The sequence below is a fragment of the Legionella massiliensis genome, from assembly GCF_000756815.1.
GTDB lineage: Bacteria > Pseudomonadota > Gammaproteobacteria > Legionellales > Legionellaceae > Tatlockia > Tatlockia massiliensis.
The window spans coordinates 1,059,975-1,083,486 of the sequence record NZ_CCVW01000001.1; the positions used below are offsets into that span (position 1 = coordinate 1,059,975).

Sequence of the window (23,512 nt, forward strand, 5' to 3'; positions counted from 1 at the left end):
TTTGCTCAAAGTTTATGTAAATTTTTGAATGTAATTTACACATGACCCTTTTTCGCTAAGGTCCCGGCCGGAGGTCTATTAATAGGCAGTTTGGTTTATATAGCTGATTTATGTCTAAAATTTAGATTCTAGCGTTCATAATATTTTTTGCAACGCAGCCTTCATAATGACAAACTGATAAATTTGGCATGGCTCTGTGATAAGATCTCAAACGACTTTAAGATTTGATCCGGTGTGTGAATAGCGGTGATAAAAAATCGTAACCGGGCTGAATTTTCAGGAACAGCAGGATATATAATCGGTTTAACATTTAATCCATGCTCAAAGCATTGTCTAGATACATGGATACATTTTTGGGAATTTCCCAAAATAATGGGTAAAATTGGCGTATTCTCATTTAATCCTATATCAAAACCATAATGAATTGCGGTCTTTCTCGCTAATTGACTTAATTCTTTCAATTGTTTTACCCGCTCATTTTCTTTGCCCATCACTTTAATGGATGCTAATGCAGCTGCTGCATTAGCCGGGCAAAGTCCTGCAGAAAATACAAAGCCAGGGCAGGTATACTTTAAATATTCAATTAACTCTTTTTTACCAGCAATATATCCACCGCAACTAGCCAAAGATTTACTTAAAGTACCCATCCATATATCTACATCGAAGGGGTTGATTCCATAGTGTTCACCAATACCTTTACCACTTTCTCCCAGAACTCCGATAGAATGAGCTTCGTCTATCATGATCCAGGCAGCATGGCGATTTTTTACTTCGATAAATTTATCAAGCGGAGGGATGTCCCCATCCATGCTATAGACCCCTTCGATAACAATTAATACTCTTCTATAAAAACTCCGCTCTCGATTTAAAATATTATCAAGAGCTTGCCAATCATTGTGGGGGAAACTTATACGTCTCGCATTAGAGTATTCCGCACCTAACACAAGGCTATTATGTGCTAGTTCATCATGTAAAACTAAATCACCTGGCCCATATAAATGGGCAATGGTCATTACATTAGTAGCATGCCCACACGTAAAAACTACAGCGTCTTCAACACCTAACAACTTTGCTAACTCCCACTCAAGCTCTTGATGAATTATTTTTTGTCCCGAAACAAGTCGGCTCGCAGAAACAGAAGTTCCATATTGTCTAATTGCGTCGCAACTTGCAGAAACAACTTCGGGATGGGCCGCTAAACCTAAATAGTTGTATGACGTAAAATTAAGGTATTCTTTTGAATTGATAATACAAGTACTTCCAGATACCCCTTCTTGAGCATCAAAAAAAATATCATTGCCCAACGTTACTTGCATATTTTTTAGCTCAAGGTAAGGAGAGTATTTTTCAAAATCCGTATAATTTTCTGCGCTTCTCTTCTTCTCTATTTTTTTATGATTTATGTTAGAAAACACATTAAATTTACTGAAATCAGACTCGTATTTTTGCTCGTTAATGCATGTAAATAGATAGTTGGCAATTTCTTTAATATTTTCAAAATTAATAATCAGGTCATTATCAATTTTAATTTGAAGAACATCTTCAACATTTGCAAGAAAGTGTTGGATCTGTAATGAATCAAGAGCAAAGTTTTCTAATGGTAAATACACATCGATATTGTTCTTAGGTTGGTGTAGAACCTGCGCTATATTTTTTTGTAAAAAATCTTCAATTTCACTCACAGTGCAGTCAGATTCAATTGGCATTACCCTCTCCTAATTCCCATGAGTAAATTACATTTAGTGTATTTTCTGACACCATTTTCTTAATGATATTTCTTCGCAATTTACCACTAGTAGTTTTAGGAATTTTCTTAGGTGGCAGTAAAGCAACAAAATGCGGTATTAAGCCAAAACTAGAATTAATATTAGTTCTAATTTTATTTACAATATCTTCTAATTCATCTCGAGGGCAAATTCGTTTAATTTCAGCAACGATTGCCAATTGTTCAGAAGTATTAGCATTTACTGAAAAAGCTGCAATACATCCGGTTTTTAACCGAGAATCTAAAGAGCCAATAAGGATTTCAATATCATAGGGATAGTGATTTTTTCCATTAACTATAATGAGTTCCTTAATTCGTCCAGTAATGAATAAATCTCCTTTATATAAAAATCCCAAATCTCCAGTTCTTAAATATGAAATTGTATCCGAGTCTTTTAAATAGGCTTTAAAGTACTCTTTTGTTGCTTCGTAGTTTTCCCAATAACCCGAGGTTACACTGGGCCCGCTGAGCCAAATTTCCCCTATTTCTCCTTCTCCACATATTTTATGTGGGGCTTCAGATACTATACAAAGGTTTGTCATCGGTTTTCCACACCCGACTAAGACAGTTTTAGCATCATCGCTCAGTTCCACCTGATTCTTTTGTAAAGAGTTAATATCAACATTGAGTACTTTGGGGAGATCTGATTCATTTTTATTTCCACTAACAAATACTGTAGACTCAGCTAAACCATAAATTGGATAAAAAGCTTTTTTTTTGAATCCATATTTGCCAAATTTATTAAAAAAATTATTTAACGTTTTATGATATATATGCTCCGCTCCATTATAGGCAACTCGCCAGGAATCCAAGCGAAAATTCTCTTCGATAAGCTGTTCATCGATTCTTTTTTCACAAATTTCATAGGAAAAATTTGGGCCTCCACTAAGGTTTGCTTCAAAATCAGAAATGGCCTTTAGCCACAAATAGGGATGTCTGAGGAATGAAACAGGCGACATCATAAAAATACTAAAGCCAGCATACACAGGGAAGAGTAAGTTACCAATTAGCCCCATATCATGATACGGGGGTAACCAAGAAACCATACGTTCATGATTTGTCTCACCTATCGTTTTATAAACCAAACCCAAATTATCTAGCAAATTTTCATGACGTACGATAACACCTTTCGGCATTGAGGTTGATCCTGAGGTATATTGTAAATAACACATATCAGAACCTTTAATGGATATAGGTTTATATGAATTTGCCATATTAGAGGTTGACTTTTTAATGTCAATCCAGCGAACCCCCTGAAAATCCCATTCCAATAGCTCGGTCATTTTAAATGAAAATGTATTTAAAAAATTTCGAATTAAGGGAAGGGACGCAATATTTTTAATAAACCCGAGTTTCTTAATTTTTTGAATAATTTCAGTATTCGATAAAATAATCGCCGGTTTTGCATTATTAATAATGGCTTCTAATTTTTCCACAGTACTTTTATCAAAGGGTGGATAAGCTGGAACTGCAAGCACTCCTGCAAATACACAGGCCCAGAATGTGACGATATAGTCTAGTCCTGGAGTAAAAATCAGTAAAACTCTTTCTCCTGGTTTAGTTTGCTGCTGGAGTAAAGCAGATAGGCTATTAATTTTTTGGAGAAGCTCGTCGTAGGTAATTTGTTCGTTGTCTTCAAATTTACCCGTTGGTGAGAAATAATATAAAGGTTTAGATTGATTTAACTGACATCTATCCAAAAACATCTCAACAACATTTTCAAATTTATTTTTTGCATTCATTTAAATAATAATTTCCTGAGGATCAAATTTTTTTAGAACTCATTGTTTAACTTTTAAACTATAAGTTTAGTATTGTTCTAATTTTTCGCAAATCAAATTGTTTAAAGGATCCGGGGCAAAGGAGAGGTGCAGTATGCTGCGAGACCATAAAAATGAAGTTTGTAGGGGATCTGTGGAAGAAGTGACAAAAATGCTCGTTTTAGAAAAACATTAATTTTATCATAATGTTATACACACAAAAACATGATAAAAATCAGCCTAAATTAACTTTAATTTATTCATATAGTATTTAAATGTCACAAAAGTTGTGTGGTTTTTTATAGAACGAACATTCTTGTCACTTCTTCCACAGAACCCCTACATAGTTTTGAAGGATGGTTTGAGTATGAAGGAGTACAAATGATCTTGCCTCGAAATTCCGGACACCAACTTTATGCTACTAACTGAAATTCATCCGGTGTCTGATATCCCAGAGTAGAATGTAGTCGCTGCCGATTATAAAACACCTCAATGTAATCGAATACAAGTAATTGAGTTTCTGCTCTGGTTTTAAATTTCTCTCCATAAAGGCCTAGTGTGTACGTCTTCCCTATTTTCGGATTAGATTTTAGACCATTAATAAAACTATTAGTCTAAGAATTATTTAATAGTGGTTACTAATTACCATTAGTATTGATGAGAGCCACTAGCAATATGTAATTCAATAACAATGTTGATCAAATCCAAAACATTTAATGTTATTAATGCCAACTATTTAAGGCTAAAGGGAACTAATCTTGTCCGAAAACAGGTGCACGTACACACTAGGCCTAAATGCTATCGCTTAATAGCTAGGTGGTGATTCTTAACTGCTTACATTTGACTTTAAATCAATCGTTAGTGCGTTAAGGCTAGCAAAAAAATGAATTGGCTATTTCTTAAATTTCATTGCCCCTTCATACGTACTTAATTTGATTACTACAAAATTAGCTGAAACCAACAAGCGTGAGCTAATATGAAAAACCTCAAATTAACACAAGTGCCGGATACTAATTCATTTAACATTTTCGGGCCAGATCCTTTCAAACTACTACAAGTGGAAGGAAAACAAGAAGCTTTGCCCGATTTACCTGAATTACTCAATTTACATCAAACCGGCGTTCAGATAATGCCGTCAAATGGTTATGAACATAATAACCATTTAATTCCTAACCATTCTCATTTTATTTATCAAGTTAATCCTTTGCGAAACCCAGATCATCTGCAAACCATTGCACGTTTTAAAAGACTATATGAGAGTTATAATGTTATCCTGTGGGTTAACTTTTATTGCTATTCCGCAGAAGAATTACATCATCTAAAAGAAACTTGTATTCAAAATCAAGTTCATCTTATGGACTGCGCCGTAATAGATGGTTATATGGGCGAAGTTGAGCCTATGTATAAATTAGAATTACTTCGTGGAAATTACGCAGCTTCAACAGATACCTTTCGCATAGAATTGCTAAGCAGATGGGGCGGTTGGTATATGGATACTGATGTGCTCTCGCTTGATGATCCCGAAAGACTTATCGATGTAGTATCTCCCACTGGTCTATACCTACATAAGGGCCCGGTTAAATTTATTGAGCGGAATATACATCCGTTGCACCATAAACATAAAAAAAGTGATGATACCGGTATTATATGTTCCTTCGATGAATCTGATGATGAGGACGATTTAGATGCAAAATTTAAATATGATCTAATACAAAATAATCAAAATAATGATTTTATTATGGCTACTCGCCGTCATCAGTTTATCGAAAAAGTTAAAGCACAAATCGTAGAGAATTATAAGACTTCTGCGAAGGATCTTTTTGGAGAAGAAGAATTAAAGAAATATCGCGAATTAGCAGAATATAGTTATTCTCAGTTGAATGACCGCTATGGTTTATCCACCTCTGATTTTGTTTTAAACTGGACTATATTCTGCACAGGTCCAACCGTATTTAGAAATATTCATCATGAAGATTCTGACCTAAATTATCACGGAACACCTAAAAATGAAGGACCTGTACCTCTAGATTTTTTTCATTTTGCATGTGAAATAAGCTGGAAGAATCAATTAAATAAAAAAGATACACAAATTGCTGATGAAGATGCAATAAAAATAGCGATTACTGGATTATTGATTGATTTACTACGAGAACCACGCTATTTAAGATTGGATAGATATGCTCCACTTTTGACAGAAGCTCGAGCTTATACAGTGCTTAAAACCATAGACCAATATTATCCTGATTCTTTTGCAAAAGTGAGAAAAATCTATTCCTGTGGATATGATAATGTATTTGCTGAATTAAAAGCAGAAAATAGCCATTTTCTGCCTGAATATCCAAAACCAAGCCAGAGTGTGGGTTCAATATCAGGACATATCAGTCCTTTCTTTTCACCTAAGCCAGTTAATAAATCGATGGATAAATCAGCGGAAGAAGCTAAGGTCCATGTATCAACGTCGAGTGTCTCTTGCACAAGACAGTAATTCAATCAGACACCACAATTGGGCCTGGGACTAAAGATCGTCGGTTTTTCCGCCATTTGAAGGCTGATTTTTAATTATAGATTCAGCCCAGGCGCGGGATAAATGTTCATACCAAAAGAAAAAAATATAAGCGCTTAATCAATTTCACATTAAATCTTATTTTTATTAATTACTTGATAATAAACAAAATTATTAAATTACAAATTTTTTAAAATGTTTAAAATTAGCCAAAAAATTGTATTTTTAATAACGACATTATCTTATTGATTATATTGTATTAATTAAAAAATAACTCTCAAAAAATGCTTCCAGATGTCGGCAAAACCGACGATCTTTAGTCCCAGGCCGACAAGATTAGTTCCCTTTAGCCTTAAAAAGTTGGAACTAAACACTTGGAATGTTTTTGATTTGACTAACAACCTTGTTTACATAGATATTGCCATTGGTTTTCATCAATATTACTGGCAATTAATAACCATTATTAAACAATATTTAGGTTTATAGCTTTACCAATAGCCTGAAATCTTGTCCGAAAACAGGTGTTACGTACACACCAGGCCTAACACTATAATAAGTAAATTCTTCAGCAGCTCTTCGTGGTATATTTATAAAAAAACCGAATGTATTGTGCAGTGCTGTGCATATGACAAAACAATTAGATAATAGCTATGAAAATGATTTCGATGAAATTCATCAGATGATTATGGCTGCAAATCTAAGGTTTGGCAGCAAGTAAATAGTGCACTTATCACATTATATTGGGATATTGGTTCTTACATTAGTAAAAAACGAAAGCAGGTGGTTGGGGGCAGGGCGTTGTTGAGGAACTAGCGCAATATATTTCTACTAAAAGTGTATCGTTTCAATGATTTTCCGCCAGAAATATTTGGAGAATGAAGAAATTTTATGAAACTTATTTGCCCTATCCAAAACTGTCAGCACTGTTGACAGAAATCGGATGGTCTAACCATCTTCATATTCTTTCCAAAACAAAGACAATTAATACCTAATACTTGCGTCAAAACATAATTACTCTTCCAGGGAGTTTGCACGTCTTATTGATAGCTCATCGTATGAGCGAACGGTTTTAGCAGATCAGAAGCTGTCAACAGTGTTGACAGAATTTCCGGAAAATGCGTTTGGTGTTTTTAAGGATAGCTATGTTTTTGAGTTTTTAAATTTACCTGATGATCACTTAGAAAGTGATTTACGGCGAGCATTAGTGAAAAACTTAAAAAAAATTTTTATTGGAGTTAGGACCTGATTTCACCTTGATGGGAGAAGAGTATCCTATCCAGGTTGGAAATAAAGATTTAGAATAGATTGGCTCATGTTCCATCGTGGATTGAATACAATTTGTGCGATAGAGCTCAAAATTTCAGAATTTCATCCCTCACATATAGGCCAGTTACAATTTTATTTAGAAGCTTTAGATCGTGATATACGAAAGCCTCATGAAAATCCAAGTATAGGGATGCTAATTTGTAAAAGTAAAGATGATGAGGTGGTAAAGTATGCTATGAATCGCAATATGTCTCCAACTATGATTGCTGAATATGAAACGAAATTTGTTAATAAAAAACTTTAAGGGGTCTTGTCTCATCTATACCAGGTATAGGCGGATTGCTCGTTGAATATATGGATTTTTACCTTCCGAATTCTTTAGCCAACAGAAGAGATCTTTTTTTACAAGAGGTGGCTAATAGGCTAAATGAGTTAAAAGAGCAATCTATTGTTGATATTGAGTCATTAAGCAGTAACGAGTTATTTAGCACAATTATATATAATGCAATTAAAGAGTCACTTACTATTCATGAAAATGAGAAACGAGAGTATTTAAAAAACGCGGTGATTAATACTGCCCTTGAGATAAATATAACTGATGAACTACAGCTACGTTTTATTAGTGTAATCTCTTCGTTAACTCAATCTCACATTCAATTACTGAAATTATTTGAAGAAAGAGATGTTAGTAAAATTAAGTCGTATGAGAGCTTATTTGCCCTGTGTGAGTTTCCTGGCAATAAAGATGAGTTTAGAATGTTTTGTCATGATTTATTATCTCACAGCCTTATAAATATTAGTGTAGACTTTGATGACTTTGAAGATGTTGCAGCCTCTACAAAAATTATTGCTGATCAGTCTGAAGAAGAGGCGCCTTATATCAGAATTACAAGTATTGGATATGAATTTCTTCGCTATATCGGGACATAAAGACTTATTGCCTTGCTCAAGGAGCTCTACTGCTTTTATTTTAAATTCTTTTGTGTAGCTGTTCTTGCTCATCATTACTCCTGGTTTCTGGGATTATACCCATTAAACAAGATGTCCGGTAAATCGAGGTAGGTTCAGTTTGACAATGATGGTTATTTTAGTGACCATTAAAATTATGGTGGATTTTCTTCATTCAAAAATACAAATGAATTTAGCTATATTGCCCTTCTATCGGCTGTTCCTATTTTATTGAGTAATTAACGATGGATTTTTATAAAAAAATTGGATTGGGGGGCATTAGCTTTTTTCGCAAGCACTTTTATTCTTATGAAAAGTGTATGGGATAGTGGATTTTTTCAAGCGAATATGAACCATTTTCACATTTCTGTGGCACATATTGCAGTTGTTTTTTTAATAAGCATTATTCTTAGACAGTTTATTTCAAATGTTCTATTGGTCGCCTTGTACTTGCCTCTATTAATGCCTCATTCACCTTCTAATTTGAGCTTATTATCTTTAGCGGTGGGTAGCACCATTGCTGGTAATATATCTATTTTAGGTGTGGCTTCGAATATCATTATTATCCAAAATAGTGAAAAAGGTGGGATTAAAGGATTCGGCTTTTTTGAGTTTATAAAAATGGGCGTCCCACTAACATTAATCAATCTTTTAATCTATGCTTATTTCCTTCAAGGAGACTGAATGAAAAACTCACTACCATTTAGCCGTAGTTTGCTTGCATTAAGTCTAATGATATTTTTCATTGCCGATATTCAAGGAGGCATTGGTCCAATTCTCTCTATTTATTTACGATCCAAGTTAGGATGGGACCCAAGCCAAGTTGGTATGGCGTTAGCTACAACGGGTATTGCTGGTGTATTATTTCAAATACCTAGTGGAATAATAGTTGATGTCATTCGATTTAAGCGGTCACTGATAGCCTTTGCATGTATCTGTATTATTTTAAGCTGCACCATTTTGTTAAGCCAAACCTCTTTATATCTCATTATTGCAGCGCAATCTCTTGTTGGTTTGGCCTCTAGTCTGATTCCACCTTCAATTGCAGCAATATCATTGGGGTTAGTAGGGAAAGACTTATTTCCCAAGAGAGTCAGCATTAATGAATCCATCGTTCATACTGGAACCGTCATTGCTATTATAATCATAGGATTATTAGCCCAATTATACGGGCATTCATGGATAATATATGGCACCATCCTGTTTTCAATCTTGTCATTAATTCCTATCTCATTTATTAATGCAAATGAAATAAACTATTCTGCTGCTAGAGAGTTACCCCTTATACAAAATGGAATTGATGAAGCACATGCTACACCCGTTAGCTTCTTACAGCTTGCAAAATCAAAACCAATTCTGATTTTTTTTAGTGCCGTAATTGTTTTTCATTTTACTAATGCAGCACAATTACCGCTAGTTGGCCAAGAGCTTGCGAAAATCAACCCTGATAATGATTCTATTTTTATGGCAGGTTGCATTATCTTGGCGCAAATCGTTATGGTTATAGTTGCTTTTTCTTTAGGATTCATAATAAATAAAATAGGCCGTAAGCCCATTTTTTTATTTGCATTTATCTTTTTAATTTTACGATCTTTATTATTTTCTATAACAGAAAACTCCTTTTACCTACTCCTTATCCAATTACTAGACGGTATCAGTGCCGGAATTTTTGGAGTAGTAGCGGTGATTATAGTTTCTGATTTAGCAAGTGGAACAGGGAGGTTTAATTTTTTATTAGGTGTTCTTGGATTATGCGTAGGAATCGGTTCATCACTTAGTAACATTATTGCCGGATTCATAACAAAAATTTATGGGTTCCATGTGGGATTTATTTCACTATCTGTTATTGCCACAATTGGATTATTCACTTATACATTTGCATTGCAAGAAACTAGGGTACTGAGTGATAAATGATTGACCATTACTATTGGTTTTCGAGTTTAATTATATCTCATTGCCAGTTTGGGCTGGATATGCGGGAAAACCCTATTGAGTCAATGGAGATGCTCTCTACATAACCCTTTTTCGCTTAGCTCCCAGCCGGAGGTCAACATAGCCTATGGTGCTTGCAATTATGTCTTGATCATCTGTCGACTCTCCAGTATTGACCATGGATGAGAGTCTTTTAGCAATGAGCATCTGGATTTCACTGTCAAACCGCGGGAAGTAGACCACTCTCTATTCTAAATTAAAAAATCTGCTAAGATGTTACTTATCTTTTAACCCTATTTGGGCATAGTTATACCAATTTTTGTAAAGATAAGTTTCTCACGAAGAGCTCTATGACCTCTCATTCACTAGGAGAATTTGGTATGCAGCAAAAAAGAGAGATTAACAGTGCAACACGTTTATTTACTAAAGTTGATGCTCTAATTGACCCTGTGCTTCAAACCATCCCTGAAAACCCCAAATTTTTTCTTAATAGCGATAAACAATTGCGATTATTTGACAAAGATACATTAGCGGGCATGAGAGCTTCTACCCGGGATTGTCGTTCTTTAATTGTTGTCATCGATACTAGTGGGCCAACAGGTATTGGATACATCCTTACAGCCTTACCTGAAAATAGTGAACAAGCAGTTAACGCAGGGGATGAATTACTTAAGGCATGGCATGCTAAATTTCCTATGGCTAAATATTTAGACGCGGAAGAAGAACAGGATAGACAACTAGAATTATATTTTCATGAACGTAAACTAGCTACGATTGACCAGCTTTTTGATCAATGGGTTTGGGAGGCACTTCCCGAAGAAGTTCGTCAAATCCCTGTGATAGAAAAACAACTTTATGAATGCTACGATGATCTTGCTAATCTGACAGAAACCGAAGACGATGAAAATATTCAGGCTGAAATAACGCTACTCCAAGAGCAACTTGATGCAGCGAAGAGTATTCGAGCTACCCTTAGTCTTGTTGAGACAAAAGCAAAAGCCTTTATACACGCACAAGTGGCGGTGGCTATAGCTGTTGCTGAGCAAAAGAAATGGAGTGAATTACTGAATTTTGATCAAGATGATCCAGAGCACATTTTAAATGATGAACAGTTTTTGGCACTTGTCTTCCAAGCCGTTGATGCACTAGCAGCTCGCAATTATGCTCGCCTTGGTAAAGATGAATTGGGACCACTAGGAAAGCATTTGGAAGAGCGCAGAGAATTACAAAATGAAAAACGTTCAAATGCTGAAGGTAGTTTGCGCACTCTCGCAACGCTGGAGGGGGAAACACATCAACTCTCGTTAACTGAAATTAGGGATCCAATCAATCGCACCCTCTTTATCGATACTATTACAAGTAGATGTGGCAAGAAATTTCGCGATATTATTGTGGGTGCTTGTCTATTGGTAGAACAAGCATTGCCTACGGCTATAAAAGAATTTATTGATCAGAAAATGGAAACAGATAATGCTTACCCAGCCAAAGCAAAGAAGACATATTATCAATTCAGTAGAAACAGATTGAAATTACCCCCAGAACAAATGGAAGTCCTCGCGGATTTTGGTCTTCATTGTTCATTGCTTAGTATAGATATTGGAAGGGTAAGTCCTAATCTAGAGAGGTTTGGTTTGCTCAAAAGAACCAGAAGTTTAGATGATCTGGCCGATTTAGAAAGCAGCAAGTCAGCCAAGTTTTTGAACTCAACAACACCATAATCTAAGAGGATGGTAAAAGAAGGCTATCACTACCCTCCTTAGTGATTTTTCCTTTATTTTTAAGAGCCCCTAACAGATTTTCTTCTTTAGCATGCTGAATAACCGGCTTATTTGAGAGGTAATAATGATTCAGTGAAGAGGCCTGAGTTGGTTTCTAACCATTTTCTCGGGCAAACTTTATGCCCCGAATAAAATATTCACATGCTAGTTGGGCATCATTAATTGATAAGAATCCGTCTGTTTCCATTAAAACGTCTGAGTTTGCCCTTACTATTCCTATGTAAAAGGTTTTACCTAAAGTCTTATTTTCTTCAATTAAAATTTCATGCCAAAAATTGATCAACTTAACTCTCCATCAAACTAGTTTCTGTTTTTGGCCAATTATAAAACCCACGGCACGCTCAAAAGCTGATGAAGTGATGGAGTTAAAGCTCTGCCAGTCGGGTTATATGGCTTTTCGTTAACCGTAATCGTTTTAGCATAAACAAGTTCTAGTTAGCTTTAAATTGTGTTAATTCAATGCATCTCGATTTCCTAATTCACTGTGCTGTTGCCAGGAAACTTACAATAAAAAATGTCATAAATTAAAAGATCGCGGGTTATAGATATTAAAAGCAAGGATACAATGTTTATGACACCTAAACCACAATGAAGAAAAGCAACAGATTTCTCGAAATAGATGACGTCGGAGAATTTACGGCTTTTAAGCAAACTAAGTACCAAACCGTAAATTCTGTGACAAATGGGGGCGTTACCCCATCTTGAAGGCTTGTTTTGACTCCTTTATCGACTCCAATATTGACTCCTTATTCGTCTGCGCCATGGTCAATACGGCTTTAATTCTCTCATCTCCCCAATATCCCATTGCCATGTCATCTGCATAGGGTGTATTAGGTTCTGTTTCTGGGTGTTTAAATTTGAGTTCCGCACGATAAAATTCCCGGTGAACTGCAGTAAAAAACCTACCTCCGACACTCTCCAGGCTAATCTTAGAAGAAAAAAGCCAGTAGTTTTTAAGATCAGCACGGATCTCTTTCATCTTTTTAAGGGCAACTTCTGGATGTACCGGAGGATTATCCAGTATTTCAGACATTTCGAGCAGTTTTCGATAGAGCTCTTCTGCCTTCGGTATGTATGCAGGAGCCTTCGCAAAAAGAAATAAATTCTCATTTATTGCATTTGAAAAGGTAGTGCATTTTTGGCTTAACCTTTTTTGTGTATCTCTAATTAATTCTCTTACGCTATTTTCTTCAGCAGCCATGACCTACTCTCTTTGTTTATTGTGTGACCTGGATTATAGTAGAGCAATTCTTAAGTGATTATTAAAACTTCTTCTCATTTATTAAAGTGAAGTATTACGAAAAAATGATAGGCCTAGCTGCGTACAGGTGTTTGTGATGTGGTCAACCAAAATGTTACACCCCAGTTAAGCAACTTTCGTTAAACAATCGCTTTGTTTTTCAAATTGATTTGGACTTAAATATCCTAAATAAGAATACAATCTGTGGCTGTTATAGAACATAGTGATGTAATTCAAAATATCCTGCTGAGCTTCCCATCGAGTTTGATAATTTCGCCATTGAACTCGTTCTTGCTTTAAACGACCAAAGAAGCTTTCAATAACACTATTATCCCAGCAGTCTCCTCTTTTACTCATACTGCCAATATAACCTTTACTCGTTAATAGGGTACGGTATTGGTAACTTGCGTACTAACTTCCTCTATCTGAATGAATAACGAGTCCTGCTGATGGCTTTCGCTGCCAAATTGTGTCGGTTTACTAAAAACAACGGCATTACGGAAGGGTTCCATCGAAAGATGAAGCTAATTTATGAGGTTGTGTTATTTGTGCCCCACAAAATCCCCACAATGGGTTTTAGGGCTTTAAGATAATCAGTTGTATATTATTGAATTTAAAGGACTTTGTTGGTGGCCCACTAGGACTTGAACCTAGGACCAACGGATTATGAGTCATCTTTATCAATTTTAACCACTTGATTTTATTATAAATAATCCCGCGGGTTTTTACTACAAATGGCGTATTGTGTCGTACGACGTAGTACTCAAATACGACGATCTCCCGAAGGGGATTTTAATCCAGTTTATTCTGTAAAGGGAATTTGTTTTAGCTTATTAAGTACATACTTTCTGTCTTTGTTATAAGGTTCTAAAAATTGATCAAATAAATTTAAATATTATGATGCAGCCGGTGATAGCCCATTGGTTAAATTTAAAATTTGTTGATGTTGTTGTGCTAGATCCTTCCAAGGCCAGATGGGTTCGTGATGAAAAACTCGATTGCGTAGAAAGCGAATTCGATTAAGCTCTCGTGATAAGAAAGCACGAGTTCTTTGCCTTTTAGGTAGATACTGAAAAGTTCCTTTGAGTAATTTTGGCCATAAAACCTGGCTATGCTCATAACGTATATCAAATAGAGAAGTCCAGAACCCGAAAGATAACTCTGCAACAATACGACCTGCTTCTATTGATTTGTTCCTCTTTCTTAAGTCATCTATTACCTGGCTTATTTGTTTTCTCTCTCTAGGGTGCAAAAATGGTAAATCAAACCAATGTTCTGTATCAAAATTATCACTAATTGCTTGGTGCAATGAGTTACGAAAACTGATTTCTAAAATTTGTAATGCGGGATAAAGAGACTGGCTTAATTTAAGATTTCATGAGTATGTTACAAGAGCATTCATTTTACTTTGGTTACAAGTTACATGATTTAGATAACCCTCTAAACGCTCTTGAGAAAAGATAATAGATCAAGGAAATCAGGATATAGCAATGAGCTATGTTTTAATGTATCTTCCATGTCAGCCAGTTGTTTACCTAAGTTTATCGTAGGTAATGGCACAATATTTTAACCGGGCAGGGACAAAGCGCATGAAGATTGTTCGGATGTATCTAGCGGTTTTATTATTTCTTTTTTTCCATGTATTACATGCGGCATCTGATCCTGTTAGATGGTCTTATTCCCCTGCCACGGGCTTTGCAGTAACTAACGTGGGTAAGAGTTCTGTAGTAACTTATACCTTTACTAACATGCTTCCTTTTCCAGCTTTTATTGCGGTGGATGTTAATAGGCGAGACATTTTTTCTACTCAGGATTCTTGTACGGGTTTACTTATATTACCCCGCTCAAGTTGTACGGTTAGTATCACATTTACCCCTCAAGTTGCAGATCTCTATTATCTCCAAGTTAGTTATATCTATCACTATAATCGCATTAATTTACCTGCTATACCTGCAATTGCCGCTCCTATTGAGACATTTGTGGTTACTCCCGGCGGAGACAACAATGAATCAATCTTCCCAAATGCATCTCAACTGGTTAAGTATAATTATCCTCAAAGTTTCTTTGTGGTTGCTAATCAAGGCCATACCTTGACTAAAATAGTAGAAGGCACCTGTCCTATAGGCTCCTGGGCGGGTGATGTCTATACTACAGGTCCTATTACCAGCTCTTGTTCAGTTTTTTTTCGTGCTTTTCTCGACGTCTTTACTGTTTCTGCTACTCATGACGATCACGTAGCAGCTACACCTCCAGCACAGGATGTCTTTTATGGTGCAAACGCTCACATCAATGTGGTTCCAGATGCAGGCTATATTGCGCTGATTAAGAATGATACTTGTGGTGGTAGTTTAGCTGGCTCTACTTATACCACAGGAAAAGTAACAGCTAATTGTGTAGTGAACTTTATTTCCAGTTTGGAAAGCATTGTGGCGAAAAGCGGTACACCGCAAACTACTGTGGTCACTAAGGCGTTTGGCCAACCTCTGGTTGTCCAAGTCACTGATAGTAATAATAATCCTGTGCCTAATCAGCTTGTAACCTTTACTGTCCCAAGTAGCGGAGCCAGCGCAGTTCTATCGGCAATGACGGGTACAACCGACAATAATGGGATTGTTTCCGTCACTGCTACGGCGAATGGCACAGCAGGGAGTTATCAGATCACAGCTGCAATTGCAGGTATTTCTGCTCCAGCTGTCTTTAGCTTTACTAACAATCCAGGTGCGCCCGCTAGAATTAAAGCGAAGGGTGGTACGCCGCAAGCTACGACTGTCACGCAGCCGTTTGGTAGTCCTTTAGTTGTCCTGGTCACTGATAGTTATGATAATCCTGTACCTAATCAGAGTGTCATCTTTACTCTCCCCAGCAGTGGCGCCAGTGCAACACTGTCATCACTCACAGCTACAACCGATAGTAGTGGCTATGCCTCAGTAACTGCGACAGCCAATACCACTGCAGGGTTTTATGTAGTATCAGCCAAAGTGAGCGGTTTCAATGTCAGTACCGCGGCTTATTTTAGCCTGACCAATACAGCAGGAACAGCGGCCGCTATTGCTGTAAAAAGTGGCTCTGGCCAGTCTACGACAGTGGGCACAGCCTTTCCTGATGCATTGATAGCGACGGTCACGGATACGTTTGGCAATCCGGTGCCCTTTGCGATAGTGAACTTTACAGCCCCAGGCAGTTTGGCTAGTGCAAAATTGTCATCAGACACCGTTATAACTGATATTAAGGGCCATGCTTCTGTCACGGCGACAGCTAGTGATACACCAGGGGAGTATGCGGTAGTAGCCACAGTGAACGGAACCAGTGCTACGACTAATTTTGACCTGAGTAATACAGCAGGCGCGCCGGCCAATATTACTGTGAACAGTGGTACTCCCCAGTCTGCGACGGTGGGCACACAATTTACTCAGCCTTTGGAAGCGAAGGTCACGGATGCTTTTGGTAATCCGGTGCCCTATGCGAAGGTGACCTTTACAGCGCCAGCTCCTAATAGTGGTGCTGGTGCAACGCTGTCATCGTCAACCATGGTGGGTACAATAACAACAATCACGGCTACAACCGATAGTAATGGCCTGGCTTCAGTCACGGCGACAGCCAATACAAAAGCAGGGAGTTATGGAGTATCAGCCACAGTGGGTGGCGTCGGTGCCGCAGCTTATTTTACCCTGACCAATACAGCAGGGGCGCCAGCCGATATTGCTGTAAAAAGTGGTTTTGCCCAGTCTACGAAAGTGGACACGGCCTTTGCCCGGGCATTAGAAGTGAAGGTCACGGACGCTTATAATAATCCGGTGCCCAATGCGTCGGTGACCTTTGCGGCCCCTGGCGGTATTAATGTTGCTAGTGCAATGCTGTTATCGTCATCAACCACGGGTACAACAATCACGGTTACAACCGGTAACGATGGCCTGGTTTCAGTCGCGGCAAAAGCCAATACTGTCGAAGGGGTTTATCAAGTAGAGGCCAAGGTAACTGCAACTAGTATCCAGACTTATTTTTACCTGAGCAATACAGCAAGCAAGGCGACTGCGATTACTACGATCAGTGGCTCGCCCCAGTCTGCGACGGTGGGTACACCATTTGCTAATTCATTGGTAGCGAAGGTCACGGACACTTTTGGTAATCCGGTGCGCCATGCGATAGTGATCTTTACAGTTCCTGGTACTGGGGCTAGTGCAACACTGTCATCAACCACGGCTACTACCGATATTAATGGCTTAGCTTCAGTAACTGCGGCAGCCAATAACATTGAAGGAGCTTATCAAGCAAAGGCTATAATGAGTGGAGTCAGTGCTGAGGCTCATTTTGCCCTGACCAATAATCCAGGGACGCCGACCATTATTACCGTGGTCAGTGGCTCTGGTCAATCTGCGACAGTGGGTACAGCCTTTACTCATCCATTGAAAGCGAAGGTCACGGATACGTTTGGTAATGCGGTGCCCGGTGCGACGGTGACCTTTACAGCCCCGAGCGGTGGTGCTAGCGCAACATTATCATCGATGGGTACAACAGTCACAGCTACAACCGATAGCAGTGGCCATGTTTCGGTCACGGCGACAGCCAATCACACACCAGGGGGGTATGCAGTAACAGCCACGGTGAATGAATCCGGTGCTACGACTAATTTTGGCCTGAGCAATGCAGTAGGCACGCCGGCTGCCATCACCGTCAGCGGTGGTTCTAACCAAATGGTGGTGGTGGGCAACCCCTTTCCCCTGGATTTGGAAGCGACAGTCACCGACACTTTTGGTAATGTGGTGCCTAATGTGACGGTGACCTTTACAGCCCCTAACGGTGGTGCTAGTGCAGCATTGTCACCAAACGGAGCTACAACAACTACAGCTACGACCGATGCTGGTGGTGTGGCTTCAATCTCGGCAGTAGCCAATGATAAAGCAGGAGGCTACGGAATATCAGCCACAGTGGATGGCCTCAGTGCCTCACCTGGTTTTACTCTGACCAATAACGCAGGGGCGCCGGCCGATATTACTGTCAGCGGTGGTTTTGTCCAGTCTACGAAAGTGGGCACAGCCTTTGCTCATCCATTAAAAGCGAGGGTCACGGACTCTTTTGGTAATGCAGTGTCCGGTGTCACGGTGAGCTTTACAGCCCCTAGCGGTAGTAATGTTGCTACTGCAACGCTGACACCAACCGCACCCACAACCGATTCTGATGGTTACGCTTCAGTGGCGGCAACGGCTAATACCGTCGAAGGGATTTATCGAGTAGAAGCCAAAGTAACTGGTGTCAATACCGCGGCTTATTTTTACTTAGCCAACATAGCGGAGACGCCGAATACTATTACCATAGAAAGTGGCTCTGGCCAGTCTGCGACGGTGAATACAGCATTTGGTCAGCCATTGGTAGTAAAGGTCACGGACGCTTCGAGTAATCCGGTGCCTCTAGCGACAGTGAGCTTTACAATCCCTAGCAGTGGGGCCAGTGCCACGCTGTCGTCAATGTCAGTAAGAACCGGCCTTGATGGCAGGGCGTCAGTCACGGCAGTAGCCAATAGCACAGCCGGAGGACCTTATCCGGTGACGGCAGAGGTTGATTCATTGTCTACGCCGTTCCAATTAACCAATTTGCCGGTGATGTATCTAGTATCGGCTTATCCTTCTGATGGTAATGAATCTATAAGCCCTCCTACACAGAACGTAGTAGCAGGGGATACAACCAGTTTTACTGTTAACGCAAGCCCGGGCTACGACCTCAATCTAGGTGGTGTAACAGGCAATTGTCCACAAGGTTCCTGGTCAACGACGTCAACAACGACGAATACCTGGACTTCAGATGCCATCGAGAGCGCTTGCTCAGTTTACTTTAGCGCAACACAAATCCATTATCCGGTAACAGTATCGCTTACGGGTCTTCTCCCTCCCCCTCCTTCTGGTCCCGCTTACACGGTTACGGTAGAGAATAGTATTAATGGAAATGCGGGAGAGCAGTTGGTTTTTTCTGACAATATTTCACAAACATTTCAAACGGAATTAGTATATGGGGATACCTTCAGCGTCACTGTGACTCAGTCGCCAGTACCGGTAGAAAATTGTTTCATTACAAATGGGACAGGTTCGGGGACGGCTGGGACAAATCCTCCAGATCTTACTATTAAAGTTACGGCTGTGTGTACCTTAGCTCTGCCTTACTATGAATCTTTTGGAAACTCAGTGACAGATTTACCTTGGACATCACCGGGGCCTTCTACTACCGAACCACCTAGCCCTAATATTAATTCTGCCTGTTTAACTGCGTCAACAACGGAAGGAAGTACTAACGCTCTTGGTCGTTGTACAAGTTTAACTGGCAGCACATGTAATGCTAATTATGGATGTGGTGGGTATACTGGATCTCCACCAACGCTACCAGATACATCAGGGCCAGTGCCACCATCACCACCAGGGCCACCAGGGAATGGTTCTTTGCGATTAACTGATGCCGCTGGTAGTCAAGCAGGCGGTATTGTTTTTACATACCCATTCCCAACCACTACAAATGGAGTTTCTCCAATTCCAGGAATTGCAATCCAATTTACAGCCTACTCTTATGGCGAAGTGGGATCACCGCTGGTGAATGGTGCGGACGGTTTCTCTTTCTTCTTACTTGATGGATCGGAGAACGGAGGACTACCTAGTACGCTCGGTCCGACTGGTGCAGGCTTAGGATATGGTAATGGTACAAATTTTCCAGGTGATGGAATTGAGTTTGGCTACGTTGGAATTGGCTTTGACGAATTTGGTAACTTTGCGAAGGGAAATGTAGGCCAGCCGCCGACTCCTAATATGATTGCAATAAGAGGGCCAACTTCTGCTGATAATCAATTGATTACTAGCGTAGATGCGTCACTTCCATATATCTTATATTATAATAACTCCTCTGCGGACTCTACTTCTAGAAGCCAGATAGTTGATGTAAGTACCGGTCGCAATGTGTATAGAGTAGAAATCTCGTCCAGCAACCCCCCACTAGCTACAGTCTATCGTAATAATTCAGCGGTTATTACAGCATATAGTCTACCTACTGGTGCTTTGCCTGATGCAGTCTATCTTGGATTTGCAGCGAGCACAGGAGATGACTGGAATATTCATGAGATTACTGACCTGATAGTGGATAATTATGGTTACTTTCATAACATACTTGTTACTCTAAGTGGCTTTAATGGTACGGGAGCGGTTACAGTGACGAATGCAATGCGAACCTATAACGTAGATACGTTGCAACTGAGCGCTAATTCTAGTGCAAGTGTTGCTTTGCCTTCTGCTCTGCCAACGGGCTTTGCTTATAACGTAACTGTATCCACAACCTCGGGTCAAAACTGTACTGCTACTTCGTCTACTGGTACTTTGTCGGGAACAATGCCAAATGGAGATGTACAAATAAGTATCAATTGTAGTTGATATAAGAAGGATAGGCGATCTTAGGCAGACTAACGTAGGCTTGTCAGCCCAGTCTACGCTCTGTCAGCTATTTTTTGCTTGATTATCTGCGCCATAAATCAATACTTTCCTAAAAGCCGCTTTTTCCATTCTTCATATTTGCGGCGGAATATTTGCTCTGGGCGTGCTCTAAAGGACGAGGTATCAAAAAAATATTCAGCTCCTTCAGGGGATTGCTCAGAAAAATAATAATTAAAAATACAACATCTTGGCGAATCTCATAAAACAGGATTTAGGGCGTGCCGGGAAGCGCTGTTTGTTTCCATAACCAACAAGCGATTAAATAAGCGGTGGTGCATCAAAATTGTTGATCACACATTTCTAGCGAACTCAAATAGATTGATAAACAAACCAATAGCAGTGTCATGCATGAGTTCGGATTTAGAAAAGCAGATTGTTTTTCTAGCTAATCTTTTGATACGGGTACGGAAGGTTAAAATCTTACGCTCTATTTTTTGAGTATTACGCTTCCCCTCTTCATGTTGCTCAAAGGGCAATAATCGGTGAGCGCCCAGTCCATCAGTAAAATATTGAGTTATATTGAATGGTTCCAACAGGTGTTGTAATTGTTTGCAGGTCTTATCTGTTCGGTCTCCAAATGTATAAGCAAGTATTTCGCTACTGTAATGATTCAAAGCAAGCCATAACCACCGCTGATTTGACTTATCACGTACGAAAGACCATTGCTCATCAAGTTCTAACGCAACAGGTAAGAGTAAAATGGGTTGTTGCTTTAGCTCCGTATTGGTGGCTAACAGTTTTTCCCAATTCACTTTCTAATCGAACTTATCATATAAATGATTGATTTATTATTGAGATAATAAACAAAAAGATAATTATAAAGACATTGCCAATCAATTAGAGGAAATATGGTACTATTTTATAAATAAAATTACATTAAGAAGCGGTGAGGAAATTTCCTTTGACCAAAATAGCATCACTATAATTGTTGGGCCTAAATCAAAAAACATCTATGAGGAGTGAATAATGCAAATTAAAAGGATAGATCACCTTGTTATTACTGTTAAAGATATCAATACATCAGTTAACTTCTACACAACAATTCTCAATATGCAAGAGCTTACTCTGCGAGGAAAAAATGTTGAGATAAAAGCATTACGTTTTGGCGATCAACGTCTACACATTCATTTAGCGGGCAAAGAAGTTGAACCTAAAGCTTTGAAAGCTACACCTGGGTCAACTGATATTTGTCTTGTTACAGATACTGCAATAACAGAGGTAGTAAAGCATCTTATCAAACATAATATTACTATCGAAAAGGAACCCACGATAATATCAGGAACCTTAGGAGAAATGGAGTCTGTTTGGTTTCGCGATCCAGATGGAAATTTGATTGAAGTTGCACATTACAAAATAGATTAATTTTTTTCATTATCTTACCTGTAGTCTACAGTTACCAGTGAATTTGAGAGGATACCAAAAATATTTACTAAAGGTTCAGCGGATTGTTTCTGCAAATTTGCATAAATTAAGTAATGATGACTGGGGAGCGGAGAGGATTAAATAAGGAGTTGAAGTAACGCTCAGATTCCATCTATTGGTGAAATACATCCAAGTACAATAATTACTCAGAGGCTATGTTTGGCTCAACCCCAAAAGAAGGGGCACTTTAATCAAGTTAGTATAGACTAACTCTTTGATTTTACGGTCAAAAGGAAGATTAAAATGCCCAAGAAAGATTGTATCCTAAATTTACCGGGATATTCTATTAAAAAGGTGAGTGGTGAGAGCCCTGTTTATATCGAAGTAAGTTATCGTTGTGTTGTTCGTTGCATTCATTGTGGCAATAAAAAATTACGTATAAAGGATAGTTTTATAAGACGTGTCCGTCATGAGTCGATTGGCTTGGGTCGTAGCTATTTATGCATTAAGGCTCATAAATATTATTGTGGTGATTGTGGCCGTTATTTTAATCAGCGCTTTCCTGGAATAGGTAAACACCAAAGGGCGACCGAGAGCTTACGCAAACAAGTATTTCATTATCACAGCAAAGGGGTAAGTCAAAAGGACTTGTCACGCGATTTAAAGCTTGGAAAATCGACAGTCGAACGTTGGTATCATTATGGTTATGAACTTCGCTCCAAGAAGATTGCTACCCGCTCTTGTCCGAGAATACTAGGGCTTGATGAACATTCATTTAATAGGAAAGTGGGCTATGCCACCACGTTTTGTGATTTAGCGAAACATAAAATATTTGATGTGGTTGAAGGGCGTTCAGAAAAGGATTTGGAGAGTTATTTAGCGACCTTAGAGGGAAAAGAAAAGGTACAGGTGGTTTGTATTGATTTAAGCTCAAGTTACCGCAAATTAATCAGGCGCTACTTTCCCAACGCCATGATAGTCGCTGACCGCTTTCATGTGATTCGTTTATTGAACCAGATGAGCCTTCAGACTTATCATCAAATTGACCCAGACATGAAATATCAGCGAGGTCTTCTGGCCGCACTGAGAACCAATCCGAGTAATCTCAACCTAAAACGATTAAATAAAAGAGAACGTTATTTGCAGCAACAGCCTATCATTGCTGCTATCTATTATTTTAAACAGCGATTACATCGGCTACTCATGCGAAAACATCGCACCGCAAAGCAGTGTTCGCGTTTAATACCTCTCTTTCTGAAACTGGTTTCCAGTCTGAAAGAAAGCCCTTTTGAGCCTCTTAAAACTCTGGGTAGAACATTATACCAATGGCGTGAAGAAGTGGTTAGAATGTGGCGGTTTACTAAAAACAACGGCATTACGGAAGGCTTCCATCGAAAGATGAAGCTAATTCAACGGCGTGCTTACGGATTTAGAAATTTTGAAAACTATAGGTTAAGGGTTAAAGTTTTGTGTTCTTGATTCGTGCCCCCGGAAATGG

The 23,512-nt window shown here is 38.8% G+C and carries 16 protein-coding genes and 2 pseudogenes; 10 read left to right on the forward strand and 8 right to left on the reverse strand.

Annotation, left to right across the window (positions count from 1 at the left end; all coding sequences use genetic code 11):
* Positions 1 to 161 precede the first annotated feature (161 nt).
* The 3 genes and pseudogenes from BN1094_RS04485 to BN1094_RS19200 all read right to left on the reverse strand — a co-directional run.
* On the reverse strand, positions 162 to 1,706 hold the full coding sequence (locus BN1094_RS04485; RefSeq protein WP_043873133.1) for an aminotransferase class I/II-fold pyridoxal phosphate-dependent enzyme: 1,545 nt from the start codon (positions 1,704 to 1,706) through the stop codon (positions 162 to 164).
* Positions 1,696 to 3,507 (reverse strand): fatty acyl-AMP ligase, encoded by a 1,812-nt coding sequence (locus tag BN1094_RS04490; protein ID WP_043873134.1) that lies wholly within the window; start codon positions 3,505 to 3,507, stop codon positions 1,696 to 1,698. Before BN1094_RS04490 ends, BN1094_RS04485 begins: the two co-directional genes overlap by 11 nt.
* Positions 3,508 to 3,938: 431 nt before the next feature.
* A pseudogene (locus BN1094_RS19200) lies at positions 3,939 to 4,076 on the reverse strand (IS3 family transposase); the annotation flags it as partial.
* Between the two features lie 425 nt (positions 4,077 to 4,501).
* Between BN1094_RS19200 and BN1094_RS04495 the strand changes: the two are divergent.
* From BN1094_RS04495 to BN1094_RS04525, 7 genes are all read left to right on the forward strand, one after another.
* The gene (locus BN1094_RS04495; RefSeq protein ID WP_043873135.1) at positions 4,502 to 6,010 is read left to right on the forward strand and encodes a TcdA/TcdB catalytic glycosyltransferase domain-containing protein; all 1,509 of its coding nucleotides are present in this window, start codon (positions 4,502 to 4,504) and stop codon (positions 6,008 to 6,010) included.
* Between the two features lie 893 nt (positions 6,011 to 6,903).
* Positions 6,904 to 7,020: a DUF1016 N-terminal domain-containing protein gene (locus BN1094_RS20055; protein ID WP_245614173.1), complete on the forward strand. Its 117-nt coding sequence runs from the start codon at positions 6,904 to 6,906 to the stop codon at positions 7,018 to 7,020.
* Positions 7,021 to 7,328: 308 nt separating this feature from the next.
* A complete protein-coding gene (locus BN1094_RS20060) occupies positions 7,329 to 7,598 on the forward strand; it encodes a PDDEXK nuclease domain-containing protein (RefSeq protein WP_281175060.1) in 270 nt (89 codons plus the stop codon).
* 35 nt (positions 7,599 to 7,633) lie between these two features.
* The gene (locus BN1094_RS04510) at positions 7,634 to 8,224 is read left to right on the forward strand and encodes a hypothetical protein (protein ID WP_141650421.1); all 591 of its coding nucleotides are present in this window, start codon (positions 7,634 to 7,636) and stop codon (positions 8,222 to 8,224) included.
* A 327-nt stretch (positions 8,225 to 8,551) separates the two neighbouring features.
* Positions 8,552 to 8,926: a transporter permease gene (locus BN1094_RS04515; protein ID WP_141650422.1), complete on the forward strand. Its 375-nt coding sequence runs from the start codon at positions 8,552 to 8,554 to the stop codon at positions 8,924 to 8,926.
* Positions 8,927 to 10,156, forward strand: coding sequence for an MFS transporter (locus BN1094_RS04520; protein WP_043873138.1), 1,230 nt, complete (start codon positions 8,927 to 8,929; stop codon positions 10,154 to 10,156).
* Positions 10,157 to 10,554: 398 nt separating this feature from the next.
* Complete coding sequence (locus BN1094_RS04525) at positions 10,555 to 11,892, forward strand: hypothetical protein (protein ID WP_043873139.1); 1,338 nt, start codon at positions 10,555 to 10,557, stop codon at positions 11,890 to 11,892.
* A 154-nt stretch (positions 11,893 to 12,046) separates the two neighbouring features.
* On the opposite strand, the gene BN1094_RS04530 is transcribed toward BN1094_RS04525, so the two are convergent.
* The 4 genes and pseudogenes from BN1094_RS04530 to BN1094_RS04545 form a co-directional block, all read right to left on the reverse strand.
* The gene (locus tag BN1094_RS04530) at positions 12,047 to 12,235 is read right to left on the reverse strand and encodes a hypothetical protein (protein ID WP_043873140.1); all 189 of its coding nucleotides are present in this window, start codon (positions 12,233 to 12,235) and stop codon (positions 12,047 to 12,049) included.
* A gap of 408 nt (positions 12,236 to 12,643) precedes the next feature.
* Positions 12,644 to 13,153, reverse strand: a complete 510-nt coding sequence (locus BN1094_RS04535) for a hypothetical protein (RefSeq protein ID WP_043873141.1) — start codon at positions 13,151 to 13,153, stop codon at positions 12,644 to 12,646.
* Between the two features lie 165 nt (positions 13,154 to 13,318).
* Positions 13,319 to 13,669: pseudogene (locus tag BN1094_RS04540) on the reverse strand (IS3 family transposase); the annotation flags it as partial.
* 418 nt (positions 13,670 to 14,087) lie between these two features.
* The gene (locus tag BN1094_RS04545) at positions 14,088 to 14,501 is read right to left on the reverse strand and encodes a hypothetical protein (RefSeq protein ID WP_052403135.1); all 414 of its coding nucleotides are present in this window, start codon (positions 14,499 to 14,501) and stop codon (positions 14,088 to 14,090) included.
* Positions 14,502 to 14,781: 280 nt separating this feature from the next.
* On the opposite strand from BN1094_RS04545, the gene BN1094_RS04550 reads away from it, so the two are divergent.
* Complete coding sequence (locus BN1094_RS04550) at positions 14,782 to 20,592, forward strand: Ig-like domain-containing protein (RefSeq protein ID WP_176695258.1); 5,811 nt, start codon at positions 14,782 to 14,784, stop codon at positions 20,590 to 20,592.
* A gap of 350 nt (positions 20,593 to 20,942) precedes the next feature.
* Here BN1094_RS04550 and BN1094_RS04555 read toward each other — a convergent pair whose 3' ends face one another.
* A complete protein-coding gene (locus BN1094_RS04555) occupies positions 20,943 to 21,404 on the reverse strand; it encodes an IS1 family transposase (protein ID WP_081934993.1) in 462 nt (153 codons plus the stop codon).
* Positions 21,405 to 21,618: 214 nt separating this feature from the next.
* Here BN1094_RS04555 and BN1094_RS04560 point away from each other — a divergent pair, with 214 nt between their 5' ends.
* Both BN1094_RS04560 and BN1094_RS04565 read left to right on the forward strand, forming a co-directional pair.
* Complete coding sequence (locus BN1094_RS04560) at positions 21,619 to 22,014, forward strand: VOC family protein (protein WP_043873143.1); 396 nt, start codon at positions 21,619 to 21,621, stop codon at positions 22,012 to 22,014.
* A gap of 303 nt (positions 22,015 to 22,317) precedes the next feature.
* Positions 22,318 to 23,493, forward strand: a complete 1,176-nt coding sequence (locus BN1094_RS04565) for an ISL3 family transposase (RefSeq protein ID WP_043873144.1) — start codon at positions 22,318 to 22,320, stop codon at positions 23,491 to 23,493.
* The last annotated feature ends 19 nt before the right edge of the window (positions 23,494 to 23,512 follow it).